The organism is Sphingobium sp. GW821-FHT02B05, from assembly GCF_059421905.1.
The window spans coordinates 1,341,108-1,361,644 of sequence record NZ_JBWKVW010000001.1 but is presented as its reverse complement, the minus strand read 5'-3'; the positions used below and the strand labels follow the sequence as shown (position 1 = coordinate 1,361,644).

At 63.8% G+C, this 20,537-nt stretch carries 16 protein-coding genes and 1 other annotated feature; of the genes, 12 read left to right on the top strand and 4 right to left on the bottom strand.

Going from position 1 to position 20,537, the window contains the following annotated elements:
• Genes prsK through AC07UX_RS06865 form a run of 3 tightly spaced genes read left to right on the top strand, consistent with a single transcriptional unit; the run spans position 1 to position 5,482 of the window.
• Positions 1 to 2,073 (top strand): XrtA/PEP-CTERM system histidine kinase PrsK, encoded by a 2,073-nt coding sequence (prsK, locus tag AC07UX_RS06875; RefSeq protein WP_495191193.1) that lies wholly within the window; start codon positions 1 to 3, stop codon positions 2,071 to 2,073.
• A complete protein-coding gene (gene prsR / locus AC07UX_RS06870; RefSeq protein ID WP_495191192.1) occupies positions 2,073 to 3,437 on the top strand; it encodes a PEP-CTERM-box response regulator transcription factor in 1,365 nt (454 codons plus the stop codon). Before prsK ends, prsR begins: the two co-directional genes overlap by 1 nt.
• Positions 3,438 to 3,442: 5 nt before the next feature.
• Complete coding sequence (locus AC07UX_RS06865; protein WP_495191191.1) at positions 3,443 to 5,482, top strand: tetratricopeptide repeat protein; 2,040 nt, start codon at positions 3,443 to 3,445, stop codon at positions 5,480 to 5,482.
• A gap of 42 nt (positions 5,483 to 5,524) precedes the next feature.
• Here AC07UX_RS06865 and AC07UX_RS06860 read toward each other — a convergent pair whose 3' ends face one another.
• Entirely contained in the window at positions 5,525 to 5,869 is a 345-nt protein-coding gene (locus AC07UX_RS06860; RefSeq protein WP_495191190.1) for a GntR family transcriptional regulator, read from the bottom strand.
• A gap of 73 nt (positions 5,870 to 5,942) precedes the next feature.
• Positions 5,943 to 6,521, bottom strand: coding sequence for a nitroreductase family protein (locus AC07UX_RS06855; RefSeq protein WP_495191189.1), 579 nt, complete (start codon positions 6,519 to 6,521; stop codon positions 5,943 to 5,945).
• 143 nt (positions 6,522 to 6,664) lie between these two features.
• On the opposite strand from AC07UX_RS06855, the gene AC07UX_RS06850 reads away from it, so the two are divergent.
• The 4 genes from AC07UX_RS06850 to AC07UX_RS06835 all read left to right on the top strand — a co-directional run bounded on the left by AC07UX_RS06850 (position 6,665) and on the right by AC07UX_RS06835 (position 12,762).
• Positions 6,665 to 8,188 (top strand): peptide MFS transporter, encoded by a 1,524-nt coding sequence (locus AC07UX_RS06850; protein WP_495191188.1) that lies wholly within the window; start codon positions 6,665 to 6,667, stop codon positions 8,186 to 8,188.
• Positions 8,185 to 9,582 carry an amidohydrolase gene (locus tag AC07UX_RS06845; protein ID WP_495191187.1) on the top strand — a complete coding sequence of 466 codons (1,398 nt, stop codon included), beginning with the start codon at positions 8,185 to 8,187 and terminating at the stop codon, positions 9,580 to 9,582. Before AC07UX_RS06850 ends, AC07UX_RS06845 begins: the two co-directional genes overlap by 4 nt.
• Positions 9,579 to 10,886: an amidohydrolase family protein gene (locus tag AC07UX_RS06840; RefSeq protein WP_495191186.1), complete on the top strand. Its 1,308-nt coding sequence runs from the start codon at positions 9,579 to 9,581 to the stop codon at positions 10,884 to 10,886. Before AC07UX_RS06845 ends, AC07UX_RS06840 begins: the two co-directional genes overlap by 4 nt.
• Before the next feature lie 264 nt (positions 10,887 to 11,150).
• Positions 11,151 to 11,206: a sequence feature (sul1 is cis-regulatory element that is thought to sense ions involved in sulfur or methionine metabolism; They are found in Alphaproteobacteria), on the top strand.
• Between the two features lie 65 nt (positions 11,207 to 11,271).
• Positions 11,272 to 12,762 (top strand): SulP family inorganic anion transporter, encoded by a 1,491-nt coding sequence (locus AC07UX_RS06835; protein ID WP_495191185.1) that lies wholly within the window; start codon positions 11,272 to 11,274, stop codon positions 12,760 to 12,762.
• A 198-nt stretch (positions 12,763 to 12,960) separates the two neighbouring features.
• Here AC07UX_RS06835 and AC07UX_RS06830 read toward each other — a convergent pair whose 3' ends face one another.
• Entirely contained in the window at positions 12,961 to 13,458 is a 498-nt protein-coding gene (locus AC07UX_RS06830) for an SH3 domain-containing protein (RefSeq protein ID WP_495191184.1), read from the bottom strand.
• A 104-nt stretch (positions 13,459 to 13,562) separates the two neighbouring features.
• Between AC07UX_RS06830 and AC07UX_RS06825 the strand changes: the two genes are divergently transcribed.
• The gene (locus AC07UX_RS06825) at positions 13,563 to 14,561 is read left to right on the top strand and encodes a 2-hydroxyacid dehydrogenase (protein WP_495191183.1); all 999 of its coding nucleotides are present in this window, start codon (positions 13,563 to 13,565) and stop codon (positions 14,559 to 14,561) included.
• A 25-nt stretch (positions 14,562 to 14,586) separates the two neighbouring features.
• On the opposite strand, the gene AC07UX_RS06820 is transcribed toward AC07UX_RS06825, so the two are convergent.
• Complete coding sequence (locus AC07UX_RS06820) at positions 14,587 to 15,039, bottom strand: PA2169 family four-helix-bundle protein (protein WP_495191182.1); 453 nt, start codon at positions 15,037 to 15,039, stop codon at positions 14,587 to 14,589.
• A 178-nt stretch (positions 15,040 to 15,217) separates the two neighbouring features.
• On the opposite strand from AC07UX_RS06820, the gene AC07UX_RS06815 reads away from it, so the two are divergent.
• The 4 genes from AC07UX_RS06815 to AC07UX_RS06800 all read left to right on the top strand — a co-directional run bounded on the left by AC07UX_RS06815 (position 15,218) and on the right by AC07UX_RS06800 (position 20,507).
• The gene (locus AC07UX_RS06815) at positions 15,218 to 15,403 is read left to right on the top strand and encodes a DUF1328 domain-containing protein (RefSeq protein ID WP_298399454.1); all 186 of its coding nucleotides are present in this window, start codon (positions 15,218 to 15,220) and stop codon (positions 15,401 to 15,403) included.
• A gap of 3 nt (positions 15,404 to 15,406) precedes the next feature.
• A complete protein-coding gene (locus AC07UX_RS06810) occupies positions 15,407 to 15,610 on the top strand; it encodes a DUF5818 domain-containing protein (RefSeq protein WP_495191181.1) in 204 nt (67 codons plus the stop codon).
• A 55-nt stretch (positions 15,611 to 15,665) separates the two neighbouring features.
• Positions 15,666 to 17,423, top strand: a complete 1,758-nt coding sequence (locus AC07UX_RS06805; RefSeq protein ID WP_495191180.1) for a DUF885 domain-containing protein — start codon at positions 15,666 to 15,668, stop codon at positions 17,421 to 17,423.
• A gap of 318 nt (positions 17,424 to 17,741) precedes the next feature.
• Positions 17,742 to 20,507, top strand: a complete 2,766-nt coding sequence (locus AC07UX_RS06800) for a bifunctional aconitate hydratase 2/2-methylisocitrate dehydratase (RefSeq protein WP_495191179.1) — start codon at positions 17,742 to 17,744, stop codon at positions 20,505 to 20,507.
• The last annotated feature ends 30 nt before the right edge of the window (positions 20,508 to 20,537 follow it).

Sequence of the window (20,537 nt, the reverse complement as noted above, 5' to 3'; positions counted from 1 at the left end):
ATGGGAGCGCTCCTTCAATTTGTCGGCGACTGGGGCCATGCACTGGCCGCCGTGCTGTTCGCGGCGCTGGGTATTTTCCTGCTGCGCCGCCGTGGCGAGGCGCCGGAACCGCGGCTGCTCGCCGTTGCTTTGCTCCTGACATCCTGCTGGGCGCTCTATGTCTCTTTCGGGGGGGTGTCGAAGCCGCTATCGGGGATCGGCGAAAGCATCCGCAACGCCGCCTGGCTGCTGGCAATTTATGTGATGATGCGGCGCGGCCCGGTGGGGCGCGCGGGGCCGGCGATTGCCGTGAGCGCCGTCTATCTGGCGGTGGCGGGCCTGCTGATGTTGCAGACATTCACCGACCTTGTCTGGCGGCAATTGTCGCCGGGGAGCGACCTGCATCATGCGCTCGTCAACTGTTCGCTGATCCTGCGGATGATGACCGCGATCGGCAGCCTGTTGCTGGTCCATCATCTTTACACCGCCTGGCCTTCGCGCGAACGGGGCGGGGTGTCGTTGCTGCTGGGATCGCTGGCGGCGATGTGGACCTATGATCTCAGCCTCTACGCCATCTGCTGGTTCGCGCCGCATCGGGTGAACGAGCTTTACGCGCTGCGCGGCCTGCTGATGGGCCTGGTCGCGCCGGTCATCGCGGTCGGCATGCGCAAGGGGATGGCAGGGCGGTTGCAATTGTCCCGCGCCATTACGTTCCAGTCACTTTCGATCGTCGCCGTTGGCCTCTATGTCGCGGTGCTGACCGCCGCTGCCGTGCTGATCGAACTGATCGCCGGCCCTTATGCGCGGGTGGTGGAGATTGCGGCGGTCTTCTTCACGGCGGTCACGGCGCTGGTGCTGTTGCCCTCGCCGCAGATGCGGGCGCTTTGGAAGGTGCAGGTCGCCAAGCATTTCTTCCAGCATCGCTATGATTATCGCACCGAATGGATGCGGTTTGGCGATACCATAGGTCGTCCGGGCGAGGATGCCGCGCCGCTGGGCCAGCGCGTGGCGAAGGCGATGGCCGACATCACCGATTCGCCCGGCGCCCTGTTGCTGCTTCGGGACGAACGTGGCGGGCTGGCGTTCGAAACATGTTGGAACTGGAGCGGCGACCTGTCGGATATCGGCACGGTCCCGCCCGAAATCGTGTCGCAATTGGAAGCGAGCGGATGGATCGTCGATCTGGGCCGGCTCAAGAACAGCGACGGTGCGCTGGTTCTGCCGGAATGGCTGACGCAGGATCGGCGCTTCTGGGCGCTGGTGCCGCTGATCCATTATGGTCGGATGATCGGCGCGCTGCTGCTGGCGCCACCGCCTATCGACCGGCGGCTGGATTGGGAAGATTTCGATATGTTGCGCGCCGCCGGACGGCAGGCCGCGACCCATATCAGCGAGGCGCAGGGCCAGCAGGCGCTGGATGACGCGCAACGGTTCGAGGAGTTCAATCGCCGCTTTGCATTCATCATCCATGACGTGAAGAATCTGGTCAGCCAATTGTCGCTGCTGTCCCGCAATGCGGAGCGCCACGCCGACAACCCCGAATTCCGCGCCGACATGGTGCTGACGCTCAGGGAATCGGTGGGGAAGATGAACGACATGCTTGCCCGCCTGTCGCAGCATAATAAGGGCCGGGCGGAAGAGCCGCGCCCTGTGGCGCTGATCGACCTGTTGCAGCAGGTCGCCCGCACCCGCGCGCGCCAGCATCCGGTCCATGTCAGCGGCGATGCGCCTTTGGCCTTGGCGGACCCTGCACGGGTCGAACAGATCGTCACCCATCTGCTGCAAAATGCCATCGATGCCAGCGCGCCGGACAGCCCGGTCGATTTGCGCTTGTCCACCGAAGCCGGGGAAGCGGTGGTGGCGATCATCGATCGGGGCAAGGGCATGAGCGCCGAATATATCCGCCGCGACCTGTTCAAGCCCTTCTCCTCCAGCAAGGCGGCGGGCTTTGGCCTGGGGGCTTTCGAGGCGCGCACTTTGACCATGGCCATGGGCGGCCGGATCGAGGTGGAAAGCAAACCCGGCGCCGGCAGCCGTTTCACATTGCGCCTGCCGCTGGCGCCCCATAGCGACACACAAGAGAAGGCCGCCTGATGAGCGACACACGCCCCAAATTGCTGATCGTGGAAGATGATCCGGGTCTCCAGCGACAATTGCGCTGGGCCTATGAGGATTATCGGCTCTTCATCGCCGGCGACCGGCAGGAAGCGATCGAGATGCTGCGCGCGGAAGCGCCGGACGTGGTGACGCTGGACCTCGGCTTGCCGCCCGATCCCGACGGCACCAGCGAAGGCTTTGCGACGCTCGCGGAAATGCTGAAGATCAAGCCGGATACGAAGGTCATCGTGGCGTCGGGCCATGGCGCGCGGGAAAGTGCCCTGGATGCGATTTCGGGCGGTGCCTATGATTTTTACCAAAAGCCGGTCGATATCGACGAACTGGGCCTGATTGTCCGCCGTGCATTCCATGTCCATGCGCTGGAGCGGGAGAATGCGCGGCTTGCCGAAACCGCGCCGGAAGACAGCCGGGTGTTGGGTCGCATCATTTCCGGCGCGCCCGAAATGATGAAGGTCGCCCGCACGATCGAGCGGGTGGCCGGCGCGCAGGTGTCCGTCCTGCTGCTGGGTGCGAGCGGCACGGGCAAGGAGTTGCTGGCGCAGGGCCTGCATGACGCCAGTCCGCGCCGTGGCGGCGCTTTCGTCGCGATCAATTGCGCCGCGATCCCTGAAACCCTGCTGGAGTCCGAACTGTTCGGCCATGAAAAGGGTGCTTTTACCGGCGCGATCAAGACCACGCCGGGCAAGATCGAGCAGGCGCAGGGCGGCACATTGTTCCTGGACGAGGTGGGGGACATTCCGCTGACCTTGCAGGTCAAGCTGCTGCGCTTTTTGCAAGAGCGGGTCATCGAGAGGATTGGCGGGCGCCAACCGATCGCCGTCGATACCCGGATCGTATGCGCCACGCATCAGAATCTGGAGCAGATGATCGAAGGCGGCAGTTTTCGCGAGGATCTCTATTATCGCCTCGCCGAAATCGTCGTGCGGATTCCGGCGCTGAAGGATCGTCCCGGCGACCCGGCATTGCTGGCGCGCCATTTCCTCACGCGGTTTGCCCGTGACATGAACCCGCAGGTCAAGGGGCTGGCGCCCGATGCTCTGGCGGCGCTGGATAGTTGGGGCTGGCCAGGCAATGTGCGCGAACTGGAAAACCGGATGAAGCGCGCGGTCATCATGGCCGACGGCAAGTTCATCACCGCTGCCGATTTGGATCTGGATGACGAGCGTGCCGAGGGCGGCGACCTCGTCAACCTGAAAGCGGCGCGCGAAATGGCCGACCGTCGTGCCATCCGCCGCGCGATCGCCCGGACCGATGGCAATATTTCCGGCGCGGCCAAGATGTTGGGCATCAGCCGGCCGACGCTGTACGATTTGCTCAAACAATATCAGATGCAGGGCTGACGCCGATGCGACGGTCTCGTCTGATCCTGATTGTCGGGGTGGCATTGCTGGCATTGGGAGCGGCCGGCATGTTGCAATGGCGCGCGCATGAGCGCGATGGCAGCGCAGCGCTGGCGCGCGGCCTGGCCGCGCTCGACAAAGGGGACGCGCGCACGGCGCGGGTCGAATTGATGAACGCGATCAAGCGCGATCCTAATTCAGCGACCGCCCATGTGGCGCAGGCGCAGGCGTTGGTCGATTTAGGCGATGGCGCAGGCGCGCAGGCTGCCGTCGAACGGGCACGCACGCTAGGGGCATCGCCGGCAGCGACCCGCGCCGTCATGGCGCAGGCATCATTGTTGCAGGGCGACCCGACTGGTGCGCTGAAGGAAGCGCGCGCGCCCGACTTGCCGCGGGAAGCGGGCGTCGTCGCGGCACGTGTGATCGCACAGGCCGCCCTGGCACAAGGCGACCTGCAAGCTGCGCGTGCGGCCTTGCAAAGAGCCATGGCGAACGCACCCGGCGACCCAGCCAATTGGGTGGAACTGGGGCGGTTGCAGATGGTCGTGGGGGATCAGGCGGGCGCGATCATGGCCGCCGACCGGGCGGTGGCGCTGGCGCCGAACGATGCGAAGGCCCTGACTTTGCGTGGGGAACTGACCCGCGCGCAATATGGCCTGACGGCTTCGCTCCCCTGGTTCGAGCGGGCGCTGGCCGCCGATCCGGATTCGGTGCCCACGCTGGAGCAATATGCCGCGACGCTGGCCGATGCCGGGCAGGCCAGTCGAATGTTGGGGCTGACCCGTCGCTTGCTGGCGATCGATCCGTCCAATCCGCGTGCCTGGATGATGCAGGCGGTGATGGCGGCGCGCGCGGGGGAGGGCGATCTGGCGCGCAAGCTGCTGGAGCGGACCAGGGGTCGGCTGGACAGCGAACCTGCGACCCGCCTGCTGCGCGGCATATTGCAGTTGCAGGACAGCAATCCCGTGCTGGCCACCGAGGCGCTGGCGCCACTGGTCGTCGCCCAGCCGGATAATCGCACGGCCCGGACTCTGTTGGCGCGCGCCTTGTACGATAATGACGACTTTGCATCTGCCGCGACGACGCTGGCGCCGATCGTGGCGCAGCGAGACGCCGATCCCTATGTGCTGAGCTTTGGCGCGCGGGTGCAGGAGGCGCTGGGCAACCGGGCGATGGCGGACGATATGCTGTCGCGGGCCGCATGGCCGGTGCGGGCGACGAGCGATGCCTTCGTCAGCGCGTCGGACGATGGGATGGCGTCCGGTGCTGGGCCGGCCAGCGGCACGACCGCGCGCGACAATATCCCTTATATCCGTGCGCTGCTGAGCACGGGCCGCAACGGTGAGGCGCTGGCGCGGGCGCGTCTGCTCAGTCGTGCCAATCCAGGGGCGCCCGACGCCTGGTTGATACTGGGCGACACGATGGGCGCGGCGAACCAGCCGCTGGATGCCGCGCGCGCCTATGAGGCGGCCGCCAATATCCGGTTCGATCGCGCGACGGCGCTGCGGCTTGCCGCTGCCTGGGTCCGTGCCGGCAACGTCCCGCGCGCGCGGCAGGTGACGCAATTGTTCCTCAGCCAAAATCCCAACGACGTCGAAATGCAGCGTCTGGCCGGCGAGATGGCGATGCAGGCGCAGGACTGGCGTGGCGCGCGCCGGATGTTGCAGGCGGTGCGGGCACGGATTGGGGACAATGACGCGGTGTTGATGGCCGACCTCGCCCGCGCCGCGATGGAAGATGGAGATCCTACCGTTGCGCGCGCCTATGCGGCTCATGCTTATCGATTGATGCCCGGTAATCCGGTGACGGCGGACATGTTCGGTTGGATATTGCTGCGCAGCGGCGAGAAGGGACCGGCGGCGGTCGATTTGCTGGAAAAGGCGGTGGCGCTGGCGCCCGATGTGCCTGTGGTGCAACTGCATCTGGGGCAGGCCTATGCAGCTGCCGGTCGCAGGGGCGAGGCGAAACTGGCGCTGGGCCGTGCAGCAGCCGTGCGCGGCTTTGCCGGTCGTCAGGAAGCGGTGGATGCGCTGGCGGCGCTGTAAGGGCGTGCGCCGATTGATCGGCTCAGGGTTGCGGGATGGGGTTCATGCTTTTGCCAGGTCCAGATCGTCGATCCGCAGGCCGAGCCGCCTGATCTGTGCCGCGACGGGTGGCCAAATGCTGTCGAGGAAACGTTCGCGTTCGGCTTCGCGCAGGCGGCGGGTCGCGCCGTCCGCGACGAACATGCCGACGCCGCGCTTCACCACCACCAGCCCGTCATCCTGAAAGCTCTGATAGGCCTTCGCCACGGTCAGTGGATTGGCGCCCTGCGCAGCGGCGAAGGCGCGCACAGAAGGCAACAGGTCGCCATCGGTAAATTCCCCATCCAGGATGGAGGCGGCGATAATCTCACGCAGGCGGAGATAGACGGGTTTGGATTCGTCGGCCATAGTGCATCAGTGCCATAATACAGCCATGCGGGTCAATGCGCAGAGGTTGTTCGGCAATGCTTTGCGGTTATCATTATCTTCCCCAAGTCGAAACGATCGCGTCATATTCTGGCCGGGGCCGTTCTTCCTGCGGCTTGCCGGAAGTGCCGATGAAGACAAAGCCGGCAATCTTCTCGCCCTTCTTGCCGAAAGCGTCGCGGACGTCTTCGTTGAAGCTGGGCCAGCCGGTGAGCCATCCACCGGCAAAGCCCAGCGCATGGGTGGCGTGCAGCAGGTTCATGATCGCGGCGCCCGCCGACAATTCCTGTTCCCAGACCGGGATCTTGCTGCCCGCGACCGGGGACGACAGGGCCACCACCAGCGTGGGTGCCTGATGGGCGAACTGATGCATCGCCTCTATCTCCAGCCGTCCAGCATCCGGCTTTTCCGCGCGATAGGCGGTTTCCAGCAGGTCGGCCAATGCGGCGCGCTTGTCCTGCGGTACGATGACGAAACGCCATGGCGCCAGCTTGCCATGATCGGGGGTACGCAGCGCCACCTCCAATATCTGGCGCAGTTGCGCGTCGTCCGGGCCGGGCGCGATCAGGTCGCGCGGCTTGCCGGAACGGCGGGTCTGGAGCAGGGCGAGCGGGGAGGAAAGGTCGTTGAACATCGTTCCGACAGATGGCGCGCCCAACGCTTCGACGCAAGGGTCCGGCTGCCCTTTTGACAGGGCGGACCGATCCGCACTAGGTTCTCGCCCATAAGCGGTCCCCAGCATGGAGGGCCGGACACAGAATAAGCAAAGGGTGCCGAATGGCGACTTCGGACATGAGTGCCGCCGAGGCAGGGAAAACCTGGCTCGGCCATCCGCGTGGGCTGTATCTGCTCTTTTTCGCGGAAATGTGGGAGCGTTTCTCCTATTACGGGATGCGCGCCATCCTGATTTTCTACCTCACCAAGCATTTCCTCTTTGGCGAGGACAAGGCCTATCTCCTCTACGGCGCCTATACCTCGCTGGTCTATATCACGCCGGTCATCGGCGGCTATCTGGCCGACCGGTTTCTTGGGCCGCGCAAGGCCGTGCTCGTCGGCGGCGTCTTCATCGCCATCGGCCATTTCCTGATCGCGATTACGGAAGGACCGGGCGGACAAGACCCGCTGTTCCTGAATGGCTTCTATCTGGCGCTGGCATCCATCATCGTGGGCACCGGTTTCCTTAAGGCCAATATTTCCGTGCTGGTGGGCGAGCTTTACGCCCGCGACGATCATCGCCGCGATCCCGCCTTCTCCATCTTCTACATGGGGATCAACATGGGCGGGATGTTGGGGCCGGTCGTCTGCGGCCTGCTCGGCGAACTATGGGGCTGGAGCTGGGGCTTTGGCGCGGCCGGCGTGGGCATGCTGGCGGGTCTGGTCATGTTCGTATGGCTGAAGCCATGGCTGCTGGGCAAGGGCGAACCGCCGGCACCCCAGCAGTTGCGTGCGCGCACGGGCACCGGCCTCAACCAGGAATGGACCATCTATCTGGCCGCGGCGCTGGGCGTGGCAGCCATCTGGCTGGTGATCCGCTATGCCGAACTGCTGGGCTATGCGCTGCTGGGCTTTTCGGCGCTGACCGTCGTCTATATCCTGTGGCGGACGGTCGGCACGCTGGGCAAGGTCGATCGCGATCGCATGTTTGCCGCGCTCTTCCTGATCGCGCTCAATCCGCTCTTCTGGGGCCTGTTCGAGCAGACGGGGTCGTCGCTCAACATCTTTACCGACCGCAATGTCGACCGCAATATGCTGGGTTGGGAAGTGCCTGCCTCGCTGTTCCAGTCGGTCAATTCGGTGTTTATCATCCTGCTCGCGCCGCTCTTTGCGATCCTGTGGACCTTCCTGGACAAGCGGCGGCTGGAGCCATCCTCGCCCGCCAAGTTCGGTATCGGGCTGGTGCTGTGCGGCGCAGGTTTTCTGGTACTGGTCGCGGGCGCGGCGATGGCAGGAGAAAATCTCACGCCGGTGATCTTCGTCTTCCTGATCTACTTGCTCCACACCATGGCGGAGCTTTGCTTCTCACCGGTGGGCCTGTCCGCCATGACGCGCCTGTCGGTGTCTTCGATGGTGGGGCTGGTCATGGGGACATGGTTCCTGGCGATGGCGGCGGGCAATTTCATCGCGGGCCTCATCGCCCGCGCGACGGGGAGCGGCGAGGCGGGTAACGTCACGCAGGTGCTGGACGTCTATACCCGCATCGGCTGGTTTGCGATCGTGGTGGGGGGGCTGGTGCTGCTCGTCTCCCCCTATGTGAAGCGGCTGATGCATCTCGATCTGATCGGTTCGGAGGAAAAGGCATGAACATGAGCGGCAGACTGCTGCTGGTCGCGGCGTTGCTGGCGGGAACCGCTGGCCCGGTCGCGGCGAAGAAGGAGAAGGAGGCGCAGCCCGCTTCGCAGGGATCGTCGGCCGAACCGGACAATCCTTATCCCTCCACCTACAAACCCTATCCGGGGCGGCCGACGGTGATCCGCAATGCCACCATCTTCGATGGCGAAGGTGGGCGCATCGACGGCGGCGTGGTCTTCCTGAACGAAGGCCGGATCGTCGCGATCGGTGGGCCGGATACGCCGATCCCGGCCGATATCGCGGTGTTCGACGGGACCGGCAAATATGTCACCCCCGGCGTGATCGACATTCACAGCCACTTGGGAGTCTATGCCTCCCCCGGCGTGGACGCGCTGTCGGACGGCAATGAAATGACGTCGCCGGTGACGCCCCATGTGTGGGCCGAACATAGTATCTGGCCGCAAGATCCCGGTTTCGGGCGGGCGTTGGCCAATGGTGGCGTCACGACGCTCCAGATCCTGCCCGGATCGGGCAATCTGTTCGGCGGTCGCAGCGTCACGGTGAAGAATGTTCCGGCCCGCACCCAGCAGGGGATGAAATTCCCCGGCGCCCCCTATGGCCTGAAGATGGCCTGCGGCGAAAATCCCAAGCGCGTCTATGGCGCCAAGGGGCGCGAACCCAGCACCCGCATGGGCAATATGGCGGTCGATCGCCAGACCTGGATCAAGGCGCGCGACTATCAGAAGAAGCGCGCGGCGGGCAAGGACCAGACCCGCGACCTGGGCATGGAGACGCTGGCGGACGTGCTGGAGGGCAAGATCCTGGTCCATAACCATTGCTATCGCGCGGACGAGATGGCCAATGTGATCGATATGTCGAAGGAGTTCGGCTACAAGATCACCGCCTTCCACCATGCGGTCGAAAGCTACAAGATCGCCGACCTGCTGCGTGAAAATGGCATCTGCTCGGCCATGTGGGGCGACTGGTACGGCTTCAAGATGGAAGCCTATGACGGGATCAAGGAAAATGTCCCGCTGGTGCAGCAGGCCGGTGCCTGCGCGATCGTGCATAGCGACGATCAGGATGGCATCCAGCGCCTGAATCAGGAAGCGGCCAAGGCATTGGGTGCAGGCCGGCGCATGGGGATCGATATTTCCGATGAGGTCGCCTGGACCTGGCTGGCGATCAACCCTGCCAGGGCGATGGGCATTGCAGACCAGACCGGGAGCCTGAAGGTCGGCAAGATGGCCGATGTCGTGCTGTGGAACGGCAATCCGTTCAGCACCTATACGCGGCCGGAGAAGGTGTGGATCGACGGGGCGCTGATGTATGACAGCGGCAATCCCAAGCTGCGGCCGGTGAGTGATTTCGAACTGGGCCAGATCGGCGCGGGAGACGTGAAATGAGCATGACGCGAACGGTTCTTGCAATGTTGGCCATGGCCATTTCCACCCCCGCGCTGGCCCAGTCCATCGCCATCACCGGCGCGACGCTGGCGATCGGCGACGGGTCGGAGCCGATCCGCAACGGCACGCTGGTCATCACCGCGGGCAAGGTGGTTGCGGCTGGTGTCGGCGTGGCCGTGCCCGCAGGCACGAAGACGATCGATGCCGGCGGCAAATGGGTGACGCCCGGTATCGTGTCGGGCTTTTCCCGCGTGGGCCTTGCCGAAGTGCCGGGGGTCAAGGAAACCAACGACACCCGTGCGGCCCGATCGCCCTTTTCCGCCGCGATCGACGTCGCGCCGGCGATCAATCCGCTGGCCAATCCGATTGCGATCAGCCGCACGGCCGGCGTGACCCGTGCGGTTGTGGTGCCTGCGGCTGGCAATGGCATCTTTGCCGGGCAAGGCGCGGTGATCGATCTGGGCGCGGATATGACGCCCATCACCAAGGCCCGCGCCTTCCAATTTGTGGAGATGGGCGAAGAGGGGAAGGATGATGCCGGCGGCAGTCGCGCGGCGACCGTCCTGACATTCCGCATGATGCTGCGCGAAGCGCAGTTATTTGCCAAGGCGCCGGACAGCTATGACGGCCGGTCGCGCGATGCCCTGCTGAACCGGGTCGATGCCGAGGCGCTGGTGCCGGTCGTGACGGGTGCGATGCCGCTGATGGTGCATGTCGAAAGCGCACGGGATATCCTGACCGTACTGTCGCTGCGGCAGGATTTCCCGGCGTTGAAACTGATCCTGGCAGGCGCCACCGAAGGCTGGATGGTAGCGCCGCAGATAGCGGCGGCCAAGGTGCCGGTCATCACGGCCGGGCTGGAGGACCTGCCGTCCAACTTCGAGAAGCTGGCCGCGACCCAGAGCAATGTGGGCCGGATGGTGAAGGCGGGCGTCGCCGTTTCGATGGGCCTGCTGACCGGCGACGATGCCCTGCAACTGCGCGCCGCGACGCAACAGGCGGGCAATATGATCGCCCTGACCAAAGTGCCGGGCGCGACGGGGCTGAGCTGGGGGCAGGCGCTGCGCACCATCACGTCGGCCCCGGCCGAGGCGATGGGGCTGGGCGACCGGTTCGGATCGCTCAAGGCCGGCAAGGCGGGCGATGTGGTGATCTGGGATGGCGATCCACTGGAAATGACGTCGGCGCCGGTCGCGGTGTGGATCGACGGGGTGCAGCAGTCGCTGGAGAACCGGCAGACCAAGTTGCGCGACCGCTATGCCAGCCCAAGCGAAGGGGCGATGCCCAAGGCGTATGAATGGTGACGGGATAGGGGAAGCGGCGCCAGATTGGTGCATCGAGGCAACGTCGCGCCCACCTCTCCCAGCTTCAACAAATATCAAGAAGCCCTGAGACTGACTCACAAGGAGCGTTCCCTGGCCTACGCCGGGGAACGCTGAGCCATAGGTTCCCATCATTGCCTGTTGGTGTAAGGCAGCAATCTGCCAATTCTGCGCGACCCTCTCCCCGCAAGGAGAGAGGGGGTATCTTGATCCATGGCTATATCTTCCGCTAAGGAGGGGTATTCGCATGGACCCGGTGAAATTCCGGGTGGCTATTCCGGCCGCCGATCCGCCGGACAACATCCCACATGATCCAACCCGATGCGCCGCGCGATTGCGGCGTCATGTGTCTTGTTGTGGACTTTCTATGACCGATATACTTACCCGATATCGTCGGCAGTGGTTTGTCGACTTTACCTCCGCGCGGCGCGATGTGCTGGCCGGGATCGTCGTCGCGCTGGCGCTTATTCCCGAAGCCATCGGCTTTTCCGTCATCGCCGGCGTCGATCCGCGCGTTGGCCTCTATGCGTCCGTCGCGATCGCCATGACGATCGCGCTGATCGGCGGGCGGCCGGGCATGATTTCCGCCGCGACCGCCGCCGTCGCCGTGCTGGTGGGGCCGCTGGTGAAGCAGCATGGCGTCGATTATCTGTTTGCGGCCACCATATTGATGGGGCTGATCCAGATCTTTGCCGGATTGCTCAGGCTCGACCTGCTGATGCAGTTCGTGTCCCGATCGGTCATTACAGGCTTCGTCAATGCGCTCGCCATCCTGATCTTCATGGCGCAGTTGCCGCAACTGACCAACGTCAGCTGGCATAGCTATGCGATGGTCGCGGCGGGGCTGGCGATCATCTATCTTTTCCCGCGCGTGACGAAGGCCGTGCCTTCGCCGCTGGTGGCGATCGTTGTGCTGAGCGCGATCGGCCTGTGGTTGGGCCTGCCGGTGCATAGCGTCGGCGATATGGGCAAGTTGCCGGAAGGGCTGCCCAGCTTTGCCCTGCCGCATGTGCCGCTGACGCTGGATACGCTGCGGATCATCCTGCCTTATTCTGCCACGATGGCGGCGGTCGGGCTGCTGGAAACCATGCTGACGGCGCAGATCGTCGATGACATGACCGATACGGACAGCGACAAGAAGCGCGAGGCGATGGGGCAGGGCGGGGCGAATATCGTCGCTGCGCTGTTTGGCGGCATGGGCGGATGCGCGATGATCGGCCAGTCGGTCATCAACGTGACGTCGGGCGGGCGCGGACGCCTTTCGACCTTCGTGGCAGGCGGGTTCCTGCTGTTCCTGCTCACCGTGCTGGGGCTGTGGGTGGGGCGGATGCCCATGCCGGCTTTGGTGTCGGTGATGGTCATGGTGTCGATCGGCACGTTCAGCTGGAATTCGATCCTGAACCTGCGGCGCCATCCGCCGACGTCTTCGCTGGTGATGCTGGCGACGATGGCCGTCGTGCTTGCCACGCGCGACCTGTCGATGGGCGTGCTGGTCGGCGTGCTGCTGTCGGGTATCTTCTTCGCCGGCAAGGTGCAGCGCATGTTCGCGGTCGAACGGCGCGAGGCGGACGGGCGGACGGTCTATCGCGTCACCGGCCAGATATTCTTCGCATCGGTCGATCGCTTCACCCGCGCTTTCCGGCAGGAGGAGGGCGCCGTCCCCGTCCTGATCGACGTAAGCGGCGCGCATTTTTGGGATATTTCCGGCGTAGGGGCGCTCGACAAGATCGTCGCGCGGCTGCGCGGGGATGGGCGGCAGGTCGAGGTGGTCGGTTACAATCGCGCCAGCGCCGACCTGATCGACCGTTTTGCTTTGCATGACAAGACCGGGGTGGAACTGGGCGCTACGCCGCATTGAGACAGCGAGTTGGACAGTCCTATCGCGTGGTCGGCTTCGAACCGGCGCGTAATATGATGTCCTATTTGCGTTAGAAAATGTCCTACAGGGCGCGGCCGCAGAGCAGCCGATCCGATGACATCGGACTGGCTGCTCCAAGTTTTTGGCTTGCCGCGTTTTTCCGGGCCAGCAGGTAGTCCAACCTGCTTGGAAAACGCTTTATTTGTCGGTCGCGCCCCAGATATCGCTGGTCTTCACATAGCCGCGCTGGCCCCTGGCGTCGAAGGTGCACCAGTTGCCCGAACAATCGCTGAGCCGGCCCACGACGCCGCGTTGGGCGCGGAACAGCGCGCGGGCGCCGTCGCTGGCGGATTCGCGCAACGGGGCTTCCTGGGAGCGGACGATCGCGGTCGGCGTGTCGCTGAGCAGGCGGACGTGCATCCAGCCCTGCGCGCCGTCGGCATCCTCCACCTTGCGCCACAGGCCCAGCACCTGCACCACCTTCACCGGCAGGTCGCGGCGGCGGTAGATCCAGTTTGAAGGGTAATCGAGGCTCGGCCCGACGCGCATCCGCGCCTCGTCATGCGAGAGGGACGCCCAATAGGGCACCTTTTTGGCCGGTCCGGCCAGCGCAGCGCTACCGGCTGCCAAAGCCGCAGCCATGCCTGCGCCCAGCAGCAGACGCTTTATTTCAGACCCATTGCCGATGTCACCCATGGCTTTCCCTTACTCCCTGCCGGGGCGCCGCGACAAGCGCTGATCTTGCCACGGGGCGCCATATCCGCTTGACCGGGCGCGTGGGCAGGAATAGCGGCCTAGTCATGGCCAGAAAACAGCGCCCCGCCAAGCCGCGCGTCATCGTCACGCGCCGCCTGCCGCCCAATGTGGAGGCGCGCATGGCCCAATTATTCGATGCCAGTTTCAACGTCGGCGACGTAGCGATGAGCCACGCCGAGCTGGCGAGTGCCATGGCGCAATGCGACGTGCTGGTCCCGTGCATCAGCGATCCCATCGACGCCGCCCTGATCGAGGGGGCGCCGGAGCGGTTGCAACTGATCGCCAGTTTCGGCAGCGGCGTCGACCATATCGACCTGACGGCCGCACGGAAAAAAGGCATCATCGTCACCAATACACCCGGCGTCCTGACCGAGGATACGGCGGACATGACGATGGCCCTGATCCTGTCCGTCCCCCGCCGTCTGGCGGAAGGGGAAAAACTGGTGCGGACCGGCGAGTGGCGCGGCTGGAGCCCGTCCGGCATGCTGGGCCATCGCATCGGCGGCAAGAAATTGGGCATTATCGGCATGGGGCGGATCGGCCGCGCCGTCGCCCGCCGCGCCCGCGCGTTCGGCCTGTCGATCGCCTATCATAATCGCCACCGCCTGCCGTTCGAAGTGGAGCAGGAACTGGAAGCGGAATGGCATGGCGATCTGGACGCGCTGCTGGCCGGGAGCGACATCGTATCGATCCATTGTCCGCTCAACGCCGATAGTCGCGGGCTGATCGACGACAGGCGGGTGGCGCTGATGCCATCGCACGCCTATCTCATCAACACGTCACGCGCCGAGATTACCGACGAGCAGGCGTTGATCGCGGCGCTGGACGAGGGACGGATCGCCGGGGCGGGCTTCGACGTCTATACCCATGAGCCGGCGGTCGATCAGCGGTTGCTGGCGCTGTCCAACGTCGTGCTGCTGCCGCATATGGGGTCGGCGACGTTCGAGGGGCGCGATGCGACGGGCGCGCGCGTCATCGCCAATATCCGCACCTGGGTGGACGGGCACCGCCCGCCCAATCAGGTGCTGGAGGGGTGGGTCTGATCCTGGCTGTCGGGATTGGGCGCGGTCATGCCGCGGCGACCTGATCCTTGAGGCCGTTCACGACCATATGGCCATGCGCCACGGATTCATGCGCCTGGTGGACGATTGCCTGCGTTTCGGCATCGATCGCATCGTCCTTTAGCACCCGTTCGAATTCTTCGCGCAGATAATCCTCCCCGCGGTCGATCGCCTGGATCACGGCCTTGTCGCCGCCGCCCAGCGCGACGAAGATATCCTCCATCCGGCGGTGGACCGTACCGGCGGCCGAGCCGAATTCATTGGGCTTGCCGCCCAGCGCACGGCTGCGCGCCTGAAGCAGATCGACCGCCTTCGTGCGTTCGCCGGCCAGATCGCGGAACAGGATCTGATATTCTGCCGACGTCACCTTGTCGGCGCTATGTTCATAGCCCTTCACACTGTCGATCAGGGTGGTGATCAGGTCGTCCAGCTTGCTGATGGCATGGTTGTTCGACATCATGGTCTCCTTCCGGGCCGTGCCCATTTGATCGTGCGACAACCGCCCGGAGCGGCCGATTGTTCAATCAAGCATTTGATAATCGACCTTAATCCTTCGTTATCCATCTTCGTGCCGCAAGTGGAACAAGTGTCGTTATCGTCGGTTGAAACGGCATCACTTTGCACACAAGGATATTTCCATGATCAAGCTTGCGATCATCTCCCTCGTCATTGCTGCCGTGCTGGCGCTGCTCGGCTTTGGTGGCGCAGCCGGCACCTTTGTCGGCATCGCCAAGATCCTGTTCTTCATCGCCATTGCAGTGTTCGTGCTGTTCCTGGTGCTGGGCATATTGGCCGGTAAGGGCATCAAGGACGCGATAGACTGACGCATGACCGATATTGGCGCTGGAGTGGATGAGACCGGCAGATTGCTGCGCGATGAGGCCGGCTTTCTGCTCCAGCGCGACCTGGGCGGGAGTTACCGCCTTGTCCTGCTGCGCGTGCCCGTGGATCATGTCGAGAAAAGGGTGCGGGTGCAGGGCTATTATGCCGGCGATGGCATAGTGGAGGCGGAGGGCGTGGCCGCCGCCTGACAGGTGCAAGGCCGCCTCTTGCCAAAAAGCGCGGGACGCGCGAACCATTGCGTCCATGCACAAGATTCTTTCTTTCCTTATTGCCGTTTCCGCGCCCGTCCTGGTCCACGCGCAGACGACCCCGCACGCGGATCTGGCCAAGATCATCGACGATCATTGGGCCTGGTATCTGTCCACCCATCCGGTCGAGGCGACGGCGCGGGGCGTGCGCAATTATGACGACCGTATTGCCGACATGTCGCTTGCCGCGCGCGATGCGCAGGTGAAGGCGGAGCAGGGCTTCGTCACCCGGCTGGAGGCGGTGCCGGCGCAGCAGCTGGACGCCGCCGACCGGGTGAACCGCGACGTCCTGCTGTGGATGCTGCGCGACGATATCGATAGCGACCGGCATCCGGCCGAACGGTTGATGCTGTTCACCACCTATTATGGCTGGCACCAGGGCTTTTCGGGCATGGCCGATGGCCTGCCTTTCTACAATCGCGCCGATTATGAAAGCTATCTCAAGCGACTGGCGCTCTACCCCAAGATGAATGGCGATGCGCTGGCGATCACGCGGCAGGCGATCAAGGGCGGCTATGTGCAGCCCTGTTCGGTGCTGCAAAATTATGCCGGGACGATCAGCGGCATCGTGGATGGAAAGCCGGAGGAGACGCGCTTCTACGAACCGTTCAAGCGGGGCAAGCCGCGCGACATCAGCGATGGCGACTGGAGCGCGATGCAGGCGCGCGCCGTCACCATCATCCGCGATGTGCTGACGCCGGAATATCGTAAGTGGCACGATCTGTTCGTAGCTGATTATCTGCCCCATTGCCGCAAGAGCGACAGTGCGTCGGCGCTGCCGGGCGGTGCGGCCTGGTATGCGGCCCGTGTAAAGGCGCATACGACGACCGACCTGACGCCGGATCAAATCCACCGGATCGGGCTGGACGAGGTTGCGCGCATCGGCAAGCGGATGGACGAGATTGCGACCAAGGCCGGATACCCCAGCCGCGCGGCCTATATCCAGCATCTGCGCACCGATCCGTCCTATTATGCCAGGACGCCGGAAGAGTTGCTGCGCGTTTCGGCGCGGCAGGCCAAGACGATCGACGGGCTGTTGCCGCGTTATTTCGGGACGTTGCCACGCCTGCCCTATGGATTGAAGCCGATCCCGGCGGCCGAGGCGGAAGGCACGACGACGGCCTATTATGGACCGGGGGCGCCGGAGAGCGGCATATCGGGCACCTATTGGGTCAATACGTCGAAGCTGGACCAGAGGCCTTTCTGGGAAGTGCCCGCGCTGACCGCGCATGAGGCGGTGCCGGGGCATCACAACCAGATCGCGCTGCAACAGGAATTGGCGTTGCCGCCGTTCCGCAAATATCTGGCGGGCTTCACCGCCTATGTGGAAGGGTGGGCGCTCTATACCGAATATCTGGGCGAGGAGATGGGGCTTTACGACACGCCCGAAAAGATGATGGGGCGCCTGTCCTACGAAATGTGGCGGGCCTGCCGGCTGGTGGTGGATACCGGCATCCATGCGAAGGGTTGGGACAAGGCGAAGGCGGTCGCCTTCATGAGGACCAACAGCGCCCTGTCCGACGCAAATATCGACGCGGAGGTCAATCGCTATATCAGTTGGCCGGGTCAGGCGCTGGGCTACAAGCTGGGCGAGATCAAGATCCGGTCCTTGCGAGTGAAGGCAGAGGCGGCGCTGGGGCCAAAATTCGACCTGCGGCGCTTCCATGATGCGGTGCTGGCGCAGGGCGCGGTGCCGCTGACCGTGCTGGAAAGCCAGATCGACGGGTGGATTGCGGCGGAGAAGGCGCGGTAAGGGACCGGCATTGTCCGGCTTGAGCACGTCGAGAAACTTATAGCACAGCGCTTCGGTTTCTCGGCTTTGCTGGAAACGAACGGAGGTCCAGCCGGGATAGCCGTCCTACTTAAGTCCATTCATTACTCAGAGTAATGTAAAAACCGCGGTTTTCGGCCGATTGTCGAGGTCGGCAGCAACATTTTGCTGCGCTGCGGCGCCTTGCCAATTGGCGTCTCTTGGCGTACCGGGGCGGCGTCAGCTCCCGGACCGGGCATATAAGTCGGCAAGTGGCGCTGCGCGTCGACTCCGTGCACTTTATATGACGTTGGGAACGAGATGAGCATTTACCTGGATTATCTGGCCGAAATCGAAAGCCGTAAGACTCAGGGACTCGCGCCCAAGCCGATCGACGATGGCGCCCTGGTCGGCGAGATCATCGCCATCATCCAGGACACGGGCAGCGAACATCGCGCCGATGCGCTGAAATTCTTCATCTACAACACGCTGCCGGGCACCACCAGTGCTGCGGGCGTGAAGGCAGACTTCCTGAAGAAGGTCATTCTGGGCGAAGTGACCGTCGCGGAAATCACCCCGGCCTTCGCGCTGGATCTGCTTAGCCACATGAAGGGCGGTCCGTCGATCAAGGTGCTGCTCGACATCGCGCTGGGCGACGACGCCGCGATCGCCAAGCAGGCGGGCGATGTGCTCAAGACCCAGGTGTTCCTGTACGACGCCGACATGTTCCGCCTGCGCGACGCCTATGCGGCCGGCAACGCGGTCGCCAAGGATGTGCTGGAAAGCTACGCCAACGCCGAATTCTTCGTGAAGCTTCCCGACGTCGAGGGCGAGATCAAGGTCGTGACCTTCATCGCCGGCGAAGGCGACATCTCGACCGACCTTCTGTCGCCCGGTAATCAGGCGCATTCGCGTTCCGACCGCGAACTGCATGGCCAATGCATGATCTCGCCGGAGGCCCAGCAGCAGATTCAGGCGCTCAAGATCCAGCATCCCGACAAGCGGGTGATGCTGATCGCCGAAAAGGGCACGATGGGCGTCGGCTCCTCGCGCATGTCGGGCGTCAACAATGTGGCGTTGTGGGCCGGCAAGCAGTCCAGCCCCTATGTGCCGTTCGTCAACTATGCGCCGGTCGTCGCGGGCACCAATGGCATTTCGCCGATCTTTGCGACCACCGTGGACGTGACCGGCGGCATCGGCCTGAACCTGAAGAACTGGGTCAAGATGACCGGCCCGGACGGCAAGGCAATCCTGAACAATGACGGCAACCCCGTCCTTGAAGAGAAATTCTCCGTTGCGACCGGCACGGTGCTGAAGATCGACGTCAAGAACAAGACGCTGACCGACGAAGCCGGCAACGAACTGGTCGACGTCGCCGCGTCCTTCACGCCGCAGAAGATGGAATTCATGAAGGCGGGCAGCAGCTATGCCATCGTCTTCGGCAAGAAGCTCCAGACCTTTGCCGCCGAGACGCTGGGCATCGAAGCGCCCAAGGTGTTCGCGCCGAACAAGGAAATCACGGTCGAGGACCAGGGCCTGACCGCCGTGGAGAAGATCTTCAACCGCAATGCGGTGGGCGTGACTCCGGGCAAGGTGCTGCACGCGGGCTCCGACGTGCGCGTGAAGGTGAACATCGTGGGATCGCAGGACACCACCGGCCTGATGACCGCCCAGGAACTGGAAGCGATGGCGGCCACCGTCATTTCGCCGCTGGTGGACGGCGCCTATCAGTCGGGCTGCCACACGGCGTCGGTGTGGGACAAGAAGGCGCAGGCCAATATCCCCAAGCTGATGAGCTTCATGAACAATTTCGGCCTGATTACGGCGCGCGACCCTAAGGGCGTCTATCATGCGATGACCGACGTGATCCATAAGGTGCTGAACGACATCACCGTGGACGATTGGGCGATCATCATCGGCGGCGACAGCCACACCCGCATGTCGAAGGGCGTGGCGTTCGGCGCGGACTCCGGCACGGTTGCGCTGGCGCTGGCTACCGGTGAGGCGACCATGCCGATCCCGCAGTCGGTGAAGGTCACGTTCAAGGGCAAGATGCAGCCCTATATGGACTTCCGCGATGTCGTCCACGCGACCCAGGCGCAGATGCTGGCCCAGTTCGGCGGCGAGAATGTGTTCCAGGGCCGCATCATCGAAGTGCATATCGGCACGCTGCTGGCCGACCAGGCCTTCACCTTCACCGACTGGACGGCCGAGATGAAGGCCAAGGCGTCGATCTGCATTTCCGAGAATGAGACGCTGATCGAATCGCTGGAAATCGCCAAGTCGCGCATCCAGATCATGATCGACAAGGGCATGGAAAATGCCGCGGGTACATTGAAGGGCCTGATCGCCCTGGCGGACAAGCGCATCGCGGAAATCCGTTCGGGTGAAAAGCCTGCGCTGACGCCTGACGACAATGCGAAATATTTCGCCGAAGTCGTGGTCGACCTGGACCTGATCGACGAGCCGATGATCGCCGACCCGGACGTCAACAATGCCGATGTGTCGAAGCGCTACACCCACGATACGATCCGCCCCGTTTCCTATTATGGCGGCACGAAGAAGGTCGATCTGGGCTTCATCGGGTCGTGCATGGTGCATAAGGGCGACATGAAGATCCTGGCGCAGATGTTGAAGAACATCGAAGCGACCGAAGGCAAGGTCGAGTTCAAGGCGCCGCTGGTCGTCGCCCCGCCGACCTACAATATCGTCGACGAGCTGAAGGCCGAGGGCGATTGGGACGTTCTGAAAAAATATGCCGGGTTCGAGTTCGACGATCTTCACCCGAAGAACGCTGCGCGTACCGAATATGAGAATATGCTCTATCTGGAGCGTCCGGGCTGCAACCTGTGCATGGGCAATCAGGAAAAGGCCGCGAAGGGTGATACCGTCCTCGCCACCTCGACCCGCCTGTTCCAGGGGCGCGTGGTGGAAGATACGGCCAACAAGAAGGGGGAATCGCTGCTCGCTTCGACCCCGGTCGTGGTGCTGTCGACCATATTGGGCCGCACGCCCAACATGGATGAGTATAAGAGCGCCGTCACCGGCATCGACCTGACCAAGTTCGCGCCGTCCGCCGCGCATTGATCTAGGGGGCCAAGGCCCTTTTGTGACGAG